13 protein-coding genes are annotated in these 16,271 nt (G+C 73.0%); 8 read left to right on the forward strand and 5 right to left on the reverse strand.

The features are described 5' to 3' along the window. Positions 1-14: 14 nt before the first annotated feature. The 6 genes from F0L68_RS18520 to F0L68_RS18545 all read left to right on the forward strand — a co-directional run bounded on the left by F0L68_RS18520 (position 15) and on the right by F0L68_RS18545 (position 7,455). Positions 15-1,190, forward strand: a complete 1,176-nt coding sequence (locus F0L68_RS18520) for an FAD-dependent monooxygenase (protein ID WP_149850861.1) — start codon at positions 15-17, stop codon at positions 1,188-1,190. A 33-nt stretch (positions 1,191-1,223) separates the two neighbouring features. After that, positions 1,224-1,703 carry a cytochrome P450 gene (locus tag F0L68_RS18525; protein WP_438672294.1) on the forward strand — a complete coding sequence of 160 codons (480 nt, stop codon included), beginning with the start codon at positions 1,224-1,226 and terminating at the stop codon, positions 1,701-1,703. Positions 1,704-1,761: 58 nt separating this feature from the next. Beyond that, a complete protein-coding gene (locus F0L68_RS18530; RefSeq protein ID WP_188316657.1) occupies positions 1,762-2,883 on the forward strand; it encodes a sensor histidine kinase in 1,122 nt (373 codons plus the stop codon). Continuing rightward, entirely contained in the window at positions 2,880-3,548 is a 669-nt protein-coding gene (locus F0L68_RS18535) for a response regulator (protein ID WP_149850862.1), read from the forward strand. The genes F0L68_RS18530 and F0L68_RS18535 overlap by 4 nt, the downstream gene beginning before the upstream one ends. 69 nt (positions 3,549-3,617) lie before the next feature. Then, positions 3,618-5,108 (forward strand): AF_0692 family protein, encoded by a 1,491-nt coding sequence (locus F0L68_RS18540; RefSeq protein ID WP_149850863.1) that lies wholly within the window; start codon positions 3,618-3,620, stop codon positions 5,106-5,108. Between the two features lie 148 nt (positions 5,109-5,256). Beyond that, a complete protein-coding gene (locus tag F0L68_RS18545) occupies positions 5,257-7,455 on the forward strand; it encodes a beta-sandwich domain-containing protein (RefSeq protein ID WP_149850864.1) in 2,199 nt (732 codons plus the stop codon). Between the two features lie 70 nt (positions 7,456-7,525). Here the strand turns inward: F0L68_RS18545 and F0L68_RS18550 are convergent, their stop codons facing one another. Further along, the gene (locus F0L68_RS18550) at positions 7,526-9,979 is read right to left on the reverse strand and encodes an ABC transporter permease (RefSeq protein WP_223198925.1); all 2,454 of its coding nucleotides are present in this window, start codon (positions 9,977-9,979) and stop codon (positions 7,526-7,528) included. Then, the gene (locus F0L68_RS18555) at positions 9,976-10,710 is read right to left on the reverse strand and encodes an ABC transporter ATP-binding protein (protein WP_223198912.1); all 735 of its coding nucleotides are present in this window, start codon (positions 10,708-10,710) and stop codon (positions 9,976-9,978) included. Before F0L68_RS18555 ends, F0L68_RS18550 begins: the two co-directional genes overlap by 4 nt. 115 nt (positions 10,711-10,825) lie before the next feature. On the opposite strand from F0L68_RS18555, the gene F0L68_RS18560 reads away from it, so the two are divergent. Continuing rightward, a complete protein-coding gene (locus F0L68_RS18560) occupies positions 10,826-11,431 on the forward strand; it encodes a response regulator transcription factor (RefSeq protein ID WP_223198913.1) in 606 nt (201 codons plus the stop codon). Between the two features lie 24 nt (positions 11,432-11,455). On the opposite strand, the gene F0L68_RS18565 is transcribed toward F0L68_RS18560, so the two are convergent. Both F0L68_RS18565 and F0L68_RS18570 read right to left on the reverse strand, forming a co-directional pair. Then, positions 11,456-13,666 carry a sensor histidine kinase gene (locus tag F0L68_RS18565; protein ID WP_223198914.1) on the reverse strand — a complete coding sequence of 737 codons (2,211 nt, stop codon included), beginning with the start codon at positions 13,664-13,666 and terminating at the stop codon, positions 11,456-11,458. A 447-nt stretch (positions 13,667-14,113) separates the two neighbouring features. Next, the gene (locus F0L68_RS18570) at positions 14,114-14,782 is read right to left on the reverse strand and encodes a TetR/AcrR family transcriptional regulator (RefSeq protein ID WP_149850866.1); all 669 of its coding nucleotides are present in this window, start codon (positions 14,780-14,782) and stop codon (positions 14,114-14,116) included. 92 nt (positions 14,783-14,874) lie between these two features. On the opposite strand from F0L68_RS18570, the gene F0L68_RS18575 reads away from it, so the two are divergent. Then, positions 14,875-15,594: a hypothetical protein gene (locus F0L68_RS18575; protein ID WP_223198915.1), complete on the forward strand. Its 720-nt coding sequence runs from the start codon at positions 14,875-14,877 to the stop codon at positions 15,592-15,594. A 61-nt stretch (positions 15,595-15,655) separates the two neighbouring features. Here F0L68_RS18575 and F0L68_RS18580 read toward each other — a convergent pair whose 3' ends face one another. Then, on the reverse strand, positions 15,656-16,207 hold the full coding sequence (locus tag F0L68_RS18580; protein WP_149850867.1) for a winged helix-turn-helix domain-containing protein: 552 nt from the start codon (positions 16,205-16,207) through the stop codon (positions 15,656-15,658). Between the last annotated feature and the right edge of the window lie 64 nt (positions 16,208-16,271).

The raw sequence follows: 16,271 nt of genomic DNA on the forward strand, positions 1-16,271 counted from the left end.
CGAGGGTCTCCGGCATGAAGAACACCACCGTCCTCATCTCGGGCGCGAGCATCGCCGGCCCGGCGCTCGCGTACTGGCTCAGCCGCACAGGCCACACGGTCACGGTCGTGGAGAGGGCGTCGACGCCGCGGCCCGGCGGCCAGGCCGTCGACTTCAAGGGCGCGGCCCACCGCACGGTCCTGGCGCGGATGGGCATCCTGGACGAGGTGCTGCGGCGGCAGACCGGCGGGCGCGACCAGACCATCATCGACGCGGCGGGCAGGCCGCTCGCGGTCATCCCGGCCGAGTTCACCGGTGGGGAGATCGAGATCCGGCGCGGCGACCTGGCCGAGCTGCTGCACGACCGGACGGCGCAGACCTGCGAGTACGTCTACGGCGACGCCATCACCTCGCTGACCGAGACGGCCGACGGCGTGCGGGTGACGTTCGAGCGCGGTGCGCCGCGCACGGTCGACCTCGTCGTCGGCGCGGACGGCATCCACTCGGGGGTCCGGCGGCTGGCCTTCGGGCCGGAGTCCGACCACGTGCGCTTCCTCGGCCACTACTACGCGCTCGTCGAACTCGGCGACGTCGGCGGCGACGCCGTCATGTACAACGAGCCGGGCAGGATGGTCGCGCTCGGCGGACCTAAGGCGCCGGCCTTCTTCGTGTTCGCCTCGCGGCGGCTCGACTATGACCGTTACGACGGCGAGCAGCAGAAAGCCTTGCTGCGCAACGCTTATCGGGGCGGCGGCTGGCGGCTGCCGGAGCTGATGTCCAGGATCGGCGAGGCGGGCGAGGTGTATCTCGACTCGATCAGCAGGGTCCGGACGAGCCGGCTCGCCACGGGCCGGGTCGCGCTGCTCGGCGACGCCGCGCACGGCAACACGCTCGGCGGGTTCGGCACCGGGCTGGCCGTGGTCGGCGCGTACGTGCTGGCCGGCGAGCTGGTCGCGGCGGGCGGCGACCACCGCGTGGCCTTCCCACGGTACGAGGAGAAGCTGCGCGGCTACGCGAGGATGGCCGGCAGGGGCAACGCGGGCCCGTTCCTCGCGCCGGGCGGTCGGCTGCGGATCCGGCTGCGGGACCTGACGTTCCGGTCCGATGTCCTGTTGCGCCTCATGCTGCGGATGGCCGACCGGGTCGCCAACGACATCGACCTCGACGAGTACCCGGGCCTCACCGAAGCGCGCTCCTCGCCCGTGGACTGAGGGTGGCGGCGGCGAGGCGACCGACCTCGACGAGTGGCGCGGCTGGTGGCGCCCGCGTTCACCGCGCGTCGCGCCGCCGAGTTCCGGCCGAGGATGGAGTCCATCGTCGAGCGGCTGCTCGACGAGCTGCCAGGACACGCCGAGGACGGCGTCGTCGACCTGCTGCCGCACTTCGCCCGGCCGCTGCCGATGGAGGTGATCTGCGAGATCGGCGGCGTGCCGATCGGCAGGGGCGCCCGCGTCACCGCCGCGATCGTGTCCGCCAACCGGGATCCGCGCGCGTTCGCCGACCCCGACCGGCTCGACGTCAGTCGGACGCCGGTCTCCCCCGGCCACCTCGGTTTCGCGCACGGGGCGCACTTCTGCCTCGGCGCCGCGCTGGCCAGGGTGCAGACCGAGGTCGCCCTCGGCGCGCTGCTGCGCCGCCACCCCGACCTGGCACTCGCGGTCACCCGCAGGACGTCCCGCGCGCCCCCGACGGCGGCACCTGGCGACTCGCGGCCCTCCTCGTGACGCTCTGAGGTGGGTAGATGAGGCCTCTCGGGACGCTCTGGCGGTAGCGTCGGGCAGCGTGCGGGATCAGTTCGAGGCGTCGTTGCCGCAGCGGTGGCGGGCGCTGCTGGTGGTGTGTTCGCTGGCGGCGCTGAGTCCGGTGTTCTTCCTCGCCGCCCCGACCGGCCTGCCGGTGGGGGCCGGCCGCGCGCTGGTGGCCGCGCTGGTGCTGGCGCAGGCCGGGGCGATGTGGTGGATGGGCGTGCGCCCCGAACTCGTCACCGCCGTCGTGCTCAGCGCCGGCACCGGGATCCAGCTGCTGTGCCCCGCGATCGGGCCCGGCGTGACGCTGGTGGTGCTGTGCACGTTCGCGTGGCTGCGCCCGGCGCGGGTGTCGATGTGGGGACTGGCCGGCGCGGTGCTGCTCGGCACGGCGGCCACCGCGTCCACGGGTCACTGGGTCGCCGCCGCGCTGTCCGTGGTCGGGGCGCTGCTCGCGTGGAGCTGGGGCGCGTTGGGGCGGGCCAGGTCGGCCCGCCGGCAGGCCGAGGCGCGGCGGGCGGTGTTGGAGGAGCGGGCGCGCATCGCCCGCGAGCTACATGACGTGCTCGCGCACACCGTGTCGGTGATGGTGATCCAGGCGTCCGCCGCCGACGACGTGTTCGACCTCGACCCGGCCAAGGCGCGGAAGGCGTTGCGGGACCTGGAGTCCAGCGGCCGGGAGGCGCTGGCCGAGCTGCGGCGGTTCCTGCTGACGGTCCGGTCCGTCGACGACGAGCGGGCCGGCGAGCCGCAGCCCGGCCTGTCCGAGCTGGACCGGCTGGCCCGGTCGGTGTCCACGGCGGGCCTGGACGTGGTGGTGCGCCTGGACAGTCCGGAACCGCTCGGCCGAGGCGTCGAACTCTCGGCGTACCGGATCGTGCAGGAGTCGCTGACCAACACGTTGCGGCACGCGCGCGCGAGCCGGGCCGAGGTGGTCGTGCGGGTCGCCGACGGCCACCTGCTGGTCGAGGTCAGGGACAACGGTCGCGGCGGCGGCCGGCTCGCGGATCACGGTGCCGGGCATGGCATCCTCGGCATGCGCGAGCGCGCGACCATGCTCGGCGGAACGCTCGACGCCGGGCCGGACCCGGCCGGCGGGTTCCTGGTCCGCGCCCTGCTGCCGACGGCCCAGCGCACCACACCAGAGGACTCCACGTGACCACCACCGTGCTGATCGCCGACGACCAGGTCCTGGTGCGCGGCGGCTTCCGCATGATCATCGAGGCACGGGACGATCTCGAGGTCGTCGGCGAGGCCGGCGACGGCGAGGAGGCCGTCCGGCTCGCCGAGCAGTGCCGGCCGGACGTGGTGCTGATGGACGTGCGGATGCCCGGCACGGACGGGATCGCGGCGACGCGTCGGCTCACCGCGTCGGCGAACCCGCCGAAGGTGATCATCCTGACCACCTTCGACCTGGACGAGCCGCTGTACGACGCGCTGCGGGCCGGCGCGAGCGGCTTCCTGCTCAAGGACGTCCGGCCCGCCGAGCTCGTCGACGCGATCCGGGTGGTGGCGCGCGGCGAGGCGCTGCTCGCGCCGACGGTGACCCGCAGGCTGCTCGACCGGTTCGTGCGAACGCTGCCGGCCGCCGCCCCGGTTCGCCCCGCCGGGTTGGCTGAGCTGACCGACCGCGAGACGGAGGTGCTCGGGCTGGTCGCGCGCGCCGCGTCCAACGCCGAGATCGCCGCCCAGCTGGTGGTGAGCGAGGCGACGGTGAAGACGCACGTGTCGGCCATCCTGCGCAAGCTCGGCGTCCGCGACCGCGTGCACGCCGTGGTGTTGGCCTACGACCTCGGACTGGTGCGCCCGCGCGACTCATCCTGAAGTCGTAGCCGAAAGATCGGTCGGCCGCCCGAGGCGACGGGGCGGGTCCGGCTCCTAGCGTCGGTGCCCATGACGGCACAGCGGGACTCCACGACGCGGGACGCCACAACCCAGACGGCACACGACAAAGCGGTGCGGCTGGTGCTGATCCTGTTGTTCGGCAACCTCGGCCTGAGCATCGTGTTCGCCGCGCTGACGCTGGTGTTCCGGGACAGCGTGCTCGACCACCAGGTCGCGACCACCGGCCAGGCCAGGGACCAGCTGGCGTTGACGTTGTGGACCAGGCCGATCCCGATTCTCCTTGTGTCGCTTGGCTATCTGTGGGTCGCGCGGCAGCTGCGGCGGGGCGTCCGCAGCGCGTATCTGCGGGTGCGGACGATCTCCGCCGTCGGCGTGCTTGCGGTCGGGTACCTGCTGCTCACCGGCGCGTATCCGGGGTGGCTGCGCGCGGTGCAGGTCGGGCAGCTGGCGCTGCTGGCCGCGCTCGTGTTCGCGGTCAACCGGCGGGTGCTGCGAGCCGGCTTCGCGAAGTCCTCGGCCGGGCCCCGCCGCGCCGGCAACCGGTGGGCGGCGCTGACCCTGGTGGCGGTGGCTCCCTCGGTCGCCGAGCTCACCCTCGGCACGGTGCCGATGCGGATGCTGTGGCTGGTGCTGTTGTACGTGCCGATCTACGGGGCCGGGGTGCTGCTGGTCCGCGAGCTGGTCCGGCGGGCAGGCGGCGGCTGGCTCAGCGTGCTGCTGCTCGGCCTGGCCTACGGCCTGGTCGAGGAGGGCCTCGCGTTGCAGAGCCTGACCAGCCCGCGGCTGTACGGCGCGGCGGGCTGGGTGCCCCGGCTGTTCGGCGTCAACACCGCATACACCGAGCTGAACCTGCCCTACCACGCGGTGTTCAGCGTCGCGATTCCCATCGCGCTGGTCGAGTTGTTGTTCCCCAGCACCGGAAAGGCGCCCTATCTGCGGGCGGGCGGCGTGGTCGGCGCCGGGATCGTCGCGCTGCTCGGGGCCGGCCTGGTCCGCGTGTCGGTGCCGCCTGCCGCCGACCCCGGCTACCTGTTGCCGCTGCCCGCCTTCCTCGCCATCCTCGCGTCGATCGCGGTGCTCGGGGTGCTGGCCCTGCGGGTGCTGCCCGGCGTGGTGTCGGCGGCGCGGCCGGGGAACCCGCCCCGGCCGCTCGCGGTGGGGCTGTCCTGCGGCGCCGCCGCGCTCGGCTTCCTCGGCCTGCTGTTCCCGTTCGGCGGGGCGACGCAGCCCGCGTTCACGCACGGCGACCGGGCGCTGCTGCCGATGCTGGCCGCCGCCGTCCTCGCCGGGTGCGCCGGGTTCGCGCTGCGGCGCTGGGCCGCGACGACGGGGTGGACTGGCCGGCACCGGCTCGCGGCGATCACCGGGGCGCTGGTCGCGCACACCGCGTTCGGGGTGGTCGCGCAGACCCACACCGCGCTGGACCGGATCAGCCTGGTCGCGCTCGGTGTCGCCACCGTGGTGCTGCTCGGCCTGCTCGACCGCCGGTTGCGGGCCGAGGGGCCGGCATCGACCGAACAGTCCGCTTCGCGGAGCTGACCGCACCGAACGGCTCTTGACCTTTGTGGGGAGCGTCGCCTACCTTGCGCATAAGTGCTCTGTATCACTCCATAGCAGTCAGTTTTGCGCAGCGTGACTGCACGATTCGTCACCTCTGCCACCGTGACGTCCCCACCAAGGAGCATCTGTGCGACAACGACCACCTGGCGGCCTGCGCGCCGCCGTCACCGTCGGCGTGGCCATCGCGGCGCTGACCGTCTCCGCCGCTGCCGCGATCTCCCCCGCGACCGCCGCGACCCGCCCCGACGGCGGCCCGGTCAAGCCCGTGGCCACCAACGACCCCGGCGGCAAGCTGGCCAGGACCCCACCGATGGGCTTCAACGACTGGGCCGGCTTCGAGTGCAACAGCCAGATGAACGAGAAGCTGTTCACCGACACCGCCGACCAGATCGTCAAGCTGGGCCTGGACAAGCTGGGCTACAACTACGTCAACATCGACGACTGCTGGATGCAGCACGACCGTGACGCGGCCGGCAACCTCCAGGTCGACGCGGCCCGCTTCCCGCACGGCATGAAGTGGCTCGGCGACTACATCCACGGCAAGGGCCTGAAGTTCGGCACCTACGAGGACGCCGGCTACAAGACCTGCCAGGGCGCAGCCGGCAGCTACGGCCACTTCCAGGCCGACGCGAACCTCTACGCCTCCTGGGGCATCGACTACCTCAAGCTCGACTACTGCTACCAGCCGATGGACGCCTTCCCGGGCAAGACCGCCAGCCAGGTCGCGCAGATCGTCTACCACCAGGCCAGCGAGGCGCTGCTGAACACCGGCAGGCCGATGGTGTTCTCCGAGTCGGCGCCGGCCTACGTGTGCTGCACCGGCTCCGACTTCACCGACGAACTGGCCTGGCTGCCTAACGAGGGCCAGCTCTGGCGCTTCGGCAGCGACATCTACGACGCCTGGCCGAGCGTGCTCCAGAACTACGGCGAGGCCAACACTCCCGGCCTGCCCGCGCACGGCGGTCCGGGGCACTGGAACGACGCCGACATGCTGGAGATCGGCAACGGCGGCATGACCACGACCGAGTACCAGTCGCAGTTCACCCTCTGGGCGGAGATGGCCTCGCCGCTGCTGCTGTCGACCAACCTGGCGAAGCTGTCCGCCGAGCAGCTCGCCGTGGTCACCAACCCGGACGTGATCGCGGTCGACCAGGACAAGCTGGGCGTGCAGGGCTCGATCGTTCAGTCCGGCAACGGTTACGACGTGCTGAGCCGGCCGCTGTCCGGCGGCGACGTCGCGGTGGTGCTGTTCAACAAGGGCGACACCGCGCAGACCATCACCACCACGGGCCAGGCGGTCGGGCTGACCACCGGAGCGCCGTTCGCGCTCAAGGACCTGGTGACCAAGCGGACCACCGCGTCGGACGGGATCATCTCGGCCAACGTCGCCCCGCACGGCACCGCGATGTACCGGATCAGCCGGCACGCGCAGAAGAACACCGAGCCGTCCGTCGCCGTGACGGTCAGCAGCCCGGCCCCCGCGGCCGGCAAGAGCACGCCGGTCACCGTGACCGTGGCCGACAACGGTCCCCGGTCGGTCGAGCGGGTCGCCGTCACGCTCACCGGGCCGGACGGCTGGTCGGTCAAGGAGAAGGTCGTCGACCTCGGCCGGATCGACTCGGACCGCAGCAAGGCGGCGACCTTCGCCGTCACCGTCCCGCCGCCACCGCCGGGCAAGGCCGCGAGCACGCTCACCGCGAGCGTCTCCTACCGGTGGGCAGGCGACGGCCGCGACACGGTGCGCGGTCAGGAAACCCTGATCACCAACACGCCGTACGCCTCGCTCGCGCAGGCCGCGAACAACGTGGCCATCACCGACGAGTCGAACACCGCGCCAGGCAACTTCGACGGTGACAACGACAGCTACTCGGCGCAGGCGCTGGCCAAGGCCGGTGCCACACCGGGCGCGACGGTGGCGCACGCCGGCGTGAACTTCACCTGGCCGGCCGCCGCGATCGGCAGCAACGACAACGTGAAGGCCGACGGCCAGATCGTCACGCTGTCCGGGCACGGCGCGAGGCTCGCGTTCCTCGGCGCCGAGGCCGGCTCGACCGACGGCACGGTGACGGTGACCTACACCGACGGCACGTCGAGCACCGGCTCGATCGGCTTCCCGAACTGGTGCTGCGCCGACCAGCACGGCCACGGCGCCGAGCCGGCGATCACCACCGACCACCGCAACACGAGGAGCGGCCCGGCCAACTTCGGCACCTCCTACGACGTGTTCTACAAGTCGATGGCGATCGACCCGACCAAGACCGTCGCGACGGTGACCCTGCCGGTCGCGCCGGAGATCCACGTGTTCGCCGTCAGCATCGCGTCCTGACCAGCTGACTCCGCCGCACCGCCCGTGCGGGAAACCGTTGCCACGGCACGGTTTCCCGCACGGGCGCGGGCTACTCGCCGACGCCGATCGCGTCCGTCGGCCTGGTCCGCAGCGCCAGCGCGGCCGGCAGCGCCGTAGCCACCAGAGCCAGCGCGGCGGCCACGGCGACGACGGACAGGTAGCTCGGCAGCGGCACGTACGGCGTCGGCATGCCGGTCATCCCCGTGCTGTACGCCCACAGGGTCGCCAGCGCGACCGCCGTGCCGAGCACCGTCGCGATCAGCGCGACCGTGCCGGCCTCCCACGCGAGCATCCGCAGCACCTGCCGCCGCGTGGTGCCGACCAGCCGGAGCAGACCGAACTCCCGCGAGCGCCCCAGCGTCGACATGGTCAGCGAGTTCACCACGGAGATCGCGGCGAAGCCGACGATCAGCCCGAGCGCCACGTAGTTGACCGCGGTGCCGCCGTCGGAACTCGCGCTGACGGCCGTGATCCGGTCGAGCACGGCGACGCCGGGCTCGCCGCGCAGCGCCCCCACCAGCGTGGCCCGGTCCACGGTCGGCGCGGCGACCAGGACGGAGTCGTTCAGCGGCACGTCGACGTGCCTGGCGACGAGGTCGTGCGCGAGCGTCAGGTCGCCGAACCCGAGCCCCCTGCCATAGACCGCGACGACCCGCAGGGTCACCGGGGTCCCGTCGGCGAGCGACAGCGGGACGTCGTCGCCGAGCCCCGGGCCGAGACCCTCGCGCACGGCGACGGTGTCCTCGGCCAGCCGGTCGATCGATCCGGCGCGCACGTCGAGGTCAAGGGTCTGCGACAGGCCGGCCGGGGTGACGGCCTGCGCGCTGTGCGAGGTGACGCCGGTCCACACGGTCGTATGCAGCACCTCGGTGACCGCGCGCACCCCGGGCAGCCACCGCACGTCCTCGGCCGCCCCCGACCCGATCCTCGTGCCGAGCACGTAGTCGGCGCGGTTGCCGGCCAACGCCTCGGCGCCGCGCGCGTGCGCCATCGTGGTCTGCGCGAACAGCAGCGTGCACGCCATGCCCACCATCAGGCTCAGCGACGTGACGACACCGGCCAGCCTGCGCGCGTCGGTGCGGAGGTTCGCGGCGGCGAGCCAGCCGCCGATCCGCGACAGCCGCAGCGCAGGACCAAGCGCCGCAACGGTTCCGCGCGCGATCGGCGGGCCGAGCAGCGCCACCGCCGTGATCCACACCAGCGTGGTCACCGGGGTCAGCGGGCCGGAGCCCCTCTCCGTCCTGATCGTCGACAGCAGCACCGTCATCACCACGCCGCCGGCCAGCGCCACCGCCCCGGCCGCGAGCCGGAGCACCGGAACCCTCGGCGGGGTCATGGCGGCGTCGCCGAGCGCCTCGACCGGGCGGATCGCGGCGATCCTCCTCGCGGACACCCGCGCCGCGGCCCAGGCCGCCGCCAGGGTGGCAGCCACGGCGACCAGCGGCGGGAACGGGCCGACCACCAGCGGCAGGTTCACCGGGATCGCGCCGAGGCCGGCGAACGTGTCGCGCAGCCAGAACGCGAGGCCGATCCCGGCGGCCGCGCCGAGCGTGCCGGCGACCGCGCTGACGACCAGCGCCTCGCCGCCGATCATGGCGCGGATCTGCCGAGGCGTCGCGGCGATGGCGCGCAACAGGGCCAGTTCGCGCTGCCGCCGCTGTCCGGAGAGCGCGAAGGTGCCGGCCACGACGAGGACCGCCACCAGCAGCGAGGTGCCGCCGAGGGCAGCGCCCATGCTGATCAGCCTGGTCCGCGCGGTGTCCGCGCCGGGGAACTCGACCCTGCCCCGCTCGTCGCCGGTGAACACCGAGGCTGCGGTGCCGCGCAGCGCGTCGACGACGGCGGGCGCGACGCCGGCCGGATACACGCCGATCGCGCTGTACTGCCCGTCGTGCCCGGCGAGCCTGCGCGCCTCGGCGGTGCCGAAGAACACCGTCGACTGGTGCGGCAGGCTCTGCGCGGTCACGCCGACGACCCGGTAGACGCCCGTCCCCGCGGGGGTCCGCAGTGGTGTCGTCGCGCCGACGGCCAACCGCGCCGCCGCGTCGACGACGATCTCCCCGTCGGCCTCCGGCGCGCGGCCCGAGGCGAGCGTGAAGGGAGTGAGCGCGGCGGACTCCCAGCCGTGGCCCCACGATTCGGCGCCCGGGGCGGCGCCGACGGCCGCGGGGAGGTCGACCTCGGTGACGACCGACCGCACCCCCGGCACGGCCCGGAGCCGGTCCGCGACCGAGGCGGCCACCCAGGCGCGGTCGCCCAGCGGCTTGGTCTTGGTCTTCGTCGAGGTCGAGGACTTCCGCTCCTCGGCGCGGACGTCCTGGTCGCCGGAGACGATGACCGGGGCGCCGACATAGCGTTCCGGCTCGACGACGCCGCGCAGCCCGGTGTCCATCAGCATGCCGCAGGAGCTGACGAGCGCGGCCGCGCAGAACAGGCCGACGAACGCCCCGACGAAGCCGGCCTTGCGGTGCCGGAGCGTGCTCAGCGCGAGACCCAGCATCATCGGACCCACGCACCCAACCGCGTCATGCGGTCCGCGACGGCGACCGGCGACGGCGCGGCCATGGTGTCGACGATGTGGCCGTCCGCCAGGAACAGCACGGTGTCCGCGTAGGAGGCGGCGACCGGGTCGTGCGTCACCATCACCACGGTCTGGCCCAGCTGGTCGACGGTTTCCCGCAGCAGCGTCAGCACGTCCCGCGCCGTCATCGTGTCAAGGGCGCCGGTCGGCTCGTCCCCGAACACCACCTCGGGGCGGGTCACCAACGCCCTGGCGATCGCGACCCGCTGCTGCTGGCCGCCGGAGAGCTGCGCTGGCCGGTGGTCGGCCCGGTCGGCGAGCCCGACCCTGGCGAGGATGCCGGCCAGCCACGGCCGGTCGACGGGTGTGCCGGCGAGCCGCAGCGGCAGGGTGATGTTCTGCGTGACGGTCAACGAGGGCACCAGGTTGAACGCCTGGAAGACGAACCCGATCCGCGCCCTGCGCAGCACCGTCAGCTGCGTCTCGCTCATGGTGGCCAGTTCCGTGCCGCCGAGCCGGACCGACCCCGCGGTCGGCCGGTCCAGCCCGGCCGCGCAGTGCAGGAACGTGCTCTTGCCCGAGCCGGACGGCCCCATCACGGCGGTGAAGCCGCCCCGTGGCAGCCCGATCGAGACCTCCCGCAGGGCCGCGACCGCGTTCCTGCCCTTGCCGTACACCTTGCTCACCACGTCCATGGTGACCGCGTCTGTCATGCCGTTCACTCTGCTGACCTGCGGCTTCGCCCGACACAGACGCCGTCATCGATCACCCGTGACCTCGTCATGGGTGATCGATGACGGCGCGGGGCGGCAATGGTACGAATGGCCGGTGATCCGCCTACTGATCGCCGAGGACCAGCACATCGTGCGAGGCGCCCTGGTGGCGCTGCTCAACCTGGAGGACGACCTGGAGGTCGTCGCCGAGACCGGCTCCGGGGCCGACGTGCCGCCGCTGGCGCTGGCGCACACCCCGGACGTGGCGGTCCTGGACATCGACATGCCGGGCATGGACGGGCTGTCCGCCGCGGCCGCCCTGCGCGAGCGGCTGCCGGCCTGCCGCGTGCTGTTGCTGACCGGGCACGGGAAACCGGGTCACCTGCGCAGGGCGTTGGCCGCACAGGTGAACGGGTTCCTGTTGAAGACGGCGCCGCTGGACGACCTGACGGCCGCGATCCGAACCGTCGCGGCGGGCGGCCGGGTGCTCGACCCGAGCCTCGCCGTCACCGCGTGGGACCTCGCCGACAACCCGCTCACCCCGCGCGAGAAGGACGTGCTCACGTTGACCGCGGGCGGCGCAGAGGCTCCGGAGATCGCCGCCGAGCTGTTCCTGTCGGCCGGCACAGTCCGCAACCACCTGACGGCGATCGTCGGGAAGCTCAACGCCCGCAACCGAACCGACGCGGTCCGCATCGCCAGGGAGGCCGGCTGGATCTAGGGGGCGGCCCGTGTAAGACACCTCCTAGGCCGTATCCCCCAGTTCACTCTCCTGCTGCGCGGGGGATTCCATCGGTTGCCGTGCCGCGACTTCCGCCGACAGCCGGAACCAGCCGTCCCCGTCGGCCCGCGCGACGAGCGTCCCGCCGAGCGCCGCGAGCCGGGTGGTCAGGTTGCCGATGCCGGCACCCGGCGCGCTCGTCCCGCCGGACGCCCCGTCGTTCTCGACAGTCAGCCGCACCGAGCCGGGCAGGGCCGAGACCGCGATGCGGCAGTGCCTGGCCGCGCTGTGCCGCAACACGTTCGTCACCGCCTCGCGCAGGACGACGCTCAGCACGGTGTCCACCGGCTCGGCGATCGGGTCGGCCGGCGACTCCACCTTGACCGCGACCCCGGCGGCAGCCAGCACCGACCGGACGGAGTCCAGCTCGACCCGCAGTGACATGGTCGAATCGCCACCGGTCACCGTCCGCATGTCGGACCTGGCGCGCTCGGCCATCAGCAGCACGTCGTCGAGTTCGGCCCGTGCCCTTGCTTGATCCCTGCCGAACAAGCGCTTGGCCAACTCGCACTTGAGCAGGATCGCGGCGAGGGTGTGGCCGAGCAGGTCGTGCAGGTCGCGGGCCGCCCGCAGCCGCTCCTGGACCACCGCAGCCCGCGCCAGCCGCTCGCCGGCCGCCTGCAACTCGTCGACGAGCTGGGCGAGCCGGACGAGCCCGTAGACGATCAGCCCGGTCACCAACGCGCTGACGGTCGAGTTGAGGATGACCGGAACGCCCTCGCCGAACGCCCAGGCCAGCGCGCCGAGGCTGAGCATCAGCACGGCGACCAGGAGCCACGACGCGATCGCCGGCAGGGCGACGAGCAGCGACCCGGCGAGACCGCCCGCGATGCCGCCCCACGCCTTGCCGAGCCACAGGATCGGCAGGTAGCTCAGCGCCGCCTGGGCGATCAGCGCGGCGACCCACCAGCTCGGCCGCCCGGCCGACGGCCGGCGCGCCCACCTGACCTGGAGGACGCAGATCGCGGCCAGGAACGCCACGGCGACCGGCAGTTGCCGGAGCTGGACCTGCGACAGCACCCTGACGGAGAACGCCGCCAGCACCACCACGAGCACGCCGACGGACTGCCGGTACGCGGCCGCGCCGACCCGCGACACCGACTCCGAGGGTGGTGGGTCCGCCGCGATGGTGACCTCGACCGCGAAGCGGCCGCCCGGCTGGAGTCCGGCCGTCAGCCGGCCGCCGGCCTCGGCCACCCGCGCCGCCAGCTCCTCCAGCGCGCCGATGCCGTCCGCCGCGGTCGGCACGCCGTCGTTGGTGACCAGCAGCACGAGCTGGCCGTTCCGCTCGGCGGTCTCGATCTCGCAGTACCGGGCCGTGCCGCGCCGCACCACGTCGGTGACGGCCTCGCGGAGCACCGTCGCCAGCAGCGCCTCGGCCGGACCGAGGGGTTCGGTGTGGCCGACGCGCACCCGCGCCTCGATCCCGGCGGCCGACAGCAGCGCGCGGGCGCTGGTCGCCTCCGGCGCCAACGACAGGCTGCGGAACTCGGCGGCGGCCCGGCGGGCGACCGCGAGGGATTCCCTGGTGACCCGCAGGATCTCGTCGATCGCGCCTGGTCGGTCCGGCGGCTGCGCGGTGATCGCGGCCAGGCCGTCGCCGAGACCCCTGGTCAGCTCGGCGGCGATCCGCAGGCGCTCCTCGGCCACGGCGGACATGGCCAGCGCGAGCCGCGCGGTCGACACCTCCGCGACGCGGTCCGCCAGCGTGGTGAGGCTGTAGACGACGAGCGCGATCAGGGCCGCCGTGATCGCGACGTCGGCGGCGCCGGGGGTGAACCCAGCGCGCACCACCGCGACCGTGACGGCACCGCCGACCACCAGCACGGCGAGCGGGGCCGCGTCCAGGAGCAGCAGCGCGGCGGCCGGAAAACCCAGCAGGGAGGCCGACATGCCGAACGGCAGCACCGCCAGACCGGCCAGCGCCGTCTGGGCGAGGACCGGCCATGGGCCGAGGCGTCGGCGCGATCCCGGCCGCAGGTGGAGGAGGTGCAGCGCGATGGTCGACACCGTGCACGCGACGGCGCCGAGGGCGGTGCCGCCCCCGCGCGGGCCGCCGAGCGCGGCGAGCGAGTAGATGCCGGCGAAGCTCGCGAGCACGAGGCCGACGATGACCCGCGCGGTCCTCGGCGCCAGGCCGATCCTGGTCGGCGACGCGCTCGTCCGGAACACCACGCCCCCCGATCAGCCGGCCACCGCACACCGCGCGAGGTGCGGTGCCGCCGCCGTCCCCCGGGCCGCGTCTGGGTGGGAGCCTATATAGGCGCGGTCAGTGGTTCGTCGGCGGTCGCTCGGACCATGGCAGCGTCGGTGGGCCGCGGACCGGCTCCCGCACAACGCCTCGCCGACCACTTCGTCGGCACGGCGGTAGATGCCGCGTCGAAGCGGGAATCCGTACAACCAGAACCGCCGACCCACCAACAGCCGCTCGAACCACAGCGGCATCAGCACGCCGTGCACCGACTCCTGCACAACACCACACCGACCACATCGCCGACACAACACCGAATGCCGCGTCGAAGCGGAAATCCATGGAACCAGGACCATCGACCCACCAGCAACCGCTCGAACCACGGCAGCATCAGCACGCCGTGGACTCGCTCCTGCACAACACCTCACCGACTACTTCGTCGGCACGGCACCGGATTCGGCTGGTGTGCGGTCCTCGGGCGCGATCAGCGTTGCGACCGCGGCACAGAGCAGCCGAACGCTTCGCGCGAACTTCTCGTCCGCGTCGAATGCCAGGCCGGCGGCGATGGTCCGAGGGAACCTCCGGTACAGCTCGGCCGCCTCCTTCGCGCTGACCGTCGGGGTGACCGACTCGCTCTGCTCCTGCAACACGAATCCCGTGACGTGGCTGAGGATCGTGTCGGCGGCGATGCCCCGGTCCTCGTCCGGCACCCCGGCGTCGGACAGGGTCAGCAGCAGCCGTTCCATCAGCGACAGGGCGCCGACGCTGAGCACCGTCGGACTGTGCGCGAGCAGCAGCGCGGCGCCGGGGTGCGGCTGGATGCTCCGCCGCAGCGAGGAGGCCTGGGCCTCGAGCCTGGCCCGCCAGTCGCGCGGGTCGGGCAGGGCGGCGAGCGCGGCGGTGCCGGCGTCGTACGCCTGCCTGGCCACCCGGTCCGCCATGAGCTGGAGCAGGGCGTTCTTGTTCTTCACGTGGTAGTAGAGGCTGCCGGCCTGCGCGTCGAGCCGCTCGGCCACCTGTCGCATGGACAGCGCGTGATAGCCGCCCTCGGCGAAGATCTCCATGCCCGCGTCGATGATGCGCTCTGCGGTCAGCTTCACCACCCAAGCGTATCGAGTCGAACACTGTTTGAAATACCGACTCCGTCTGGTCTAGTGTCCCCGCGAGCGAAATCGACCAAGGTTATGCACGGGTGGGGGCTATGGAAGCGCTGGTGTTCAATCTGACCACGGCGGCACTGTTGGTGGTGATGTTCAAGGCCGGTGTGGCGCTGGTTGGCCCGGACACCGTGCAGCAGCGGCGGATCCCCTGGTTCGCGGTCGGCCTGACGGTCGTGGCGATCGCCGGGGTCGTGCTCCAGCTCTGCTGGGGCGGTGCCATGGACGCCCTCGACAGCGACCCGAGCAAGGCCGGCTGGTGGCGCGTCCTGACCTCGGTGTTCATGCAGAACGGCGGCGTCTTCGGGACGGCCTACAACCTCGCGACGATCGCCGTGATCGCCGCGCTGGCGGAGTGGTTCTGGGGCGGCTGGCTGATGCTGGCGCTCTTCCTCGCAGGCGATCTCCTGCCGCAGACCATCGGCTCGCTGTTCGGCGAGACCGCCAGCACCGACCCGCGCAACTTCGCCGGCAGCTCGGGGTCGACGTACTTCCTCGCCGCGACCCTGGCTGGCGCCCTGCTGCTGCGCAACCGAGGGCGCGGGTCCGTGCTGCTCGCGCTCGCCGTGCCGGCGCTCGGTCTGGCGATGTGGTTCGCCCAGGAGAACGGGCACGGGCTGGTGTCGGTGTACGGGTTCGTGCTCGGCCTGATCGTCTGGGCGCTGGGCCGCCGCGTCATCCGGCCCGACCGCGACCTCACGCAGGCCCCTCGGACGACCGTCGGCACGCTGACCGCCGTCGTCCGCAAGCGCTGACCCGTCGCGGGCGGCCCGCGCGCGGCGCGGGCACGTACCGCTCGGAACCGGCTCGCCGCCGTCAGTCGGCGAGCCGGTGCAGGATGACGATGCCGTTGACGGCCGGCCGGTCCAGTCGTTGGCCGTCGGTGTCGATGTACTCGTCGAGGATCTCGAGGATGCGCCGGTCCAGCTCGACGACCTCCTCGGGCGAGAGGTGCAGCGCGAACCGTTCGTAGAGCTGGACGGAGGCGGGGCCCGCCTCGCGCAGCTCGTCCTGGAACGCGGCGATGGGCGCGAACGCGGCGTCCGCGTCCGCGTCGGCCAGCGGGCCGTCCAGCCACCACGTGTTGCCCCTTGCCCGGTAGGGCTTCTCCAGGGCGCCGCTGTCTCCGGTGCGCACGGTGGCCTGTTCCAGCAGGCCGGCATCGACGAGCTGGCGAACGTGGTAGAGCACGGTTCCCGGGTCGCGGTCGAGCCGGTCCGCCAGTTGCTTGTTGGTCAACTCGCGCTCGCGGCACAGCCGCAGGATGCGCAGGCGCAGCGGATGCCCGAGCGCCTTGGTCTCGCGGACGGTCGCCGCCCTGCGTTTCCCCTTGGGCTCGGCGGGCTCGCGGTCGGCCTGGTCGTCCATGACCGCAGGCTACGACACCGATGGACTGACCACATCGATGGAGTTTTCTCCATCGATGTGCAAT

The organism is Solihabitans fulvus, assembly GCF_008386585.1.
Taxonomy (GTDB): Bacteria; Actinomycetota; Actinomycetes; order Mycobacteriales; family Pseudonocardiaceae; genus Solihabitans; species Solihabitans fulvus.

Excerpts from the sequence above, each read along its gene's own strand:
- F0L68_RS18555 (WP_223198912.1), bottom strand. The coding sequence starts at position 10,710 with ATGACAGACGCGGTCACCATGGACGTGGTGAGCAAGGTGTACGGCAAG.
- F0L68_RS18520 (WP_149850861.1), top strand. The coding sequence starts at position 15 with ATGAAGAACACCACCGTCCTCATCTCGGGCGCGAGCATCGCCGGCCCG.
- F0L68_RS18550 (WP_223198925.1), bottom strand. The coding sequence starts at position 9,979 with ATGATGCTGGGTCTCGCGCTGAGCACGCTCCGGCACCGCAAGGCCGGC.
- F0L68_RS18580 (WP_149850867.1), bottom strand. The coding sequence starts at position 16,207 with ATGGACGACCAGGCCGACCGCGAGCCCGCCGAGCCCAAGGGGAAACGC.
- F0L68_RS18540 (WP_149850863.1), top strand. The coding sequence starts at position 3,618 with ATGACGGCACAGCGGGACTCCACGACGCGGGACGCCACAACCCAGACG.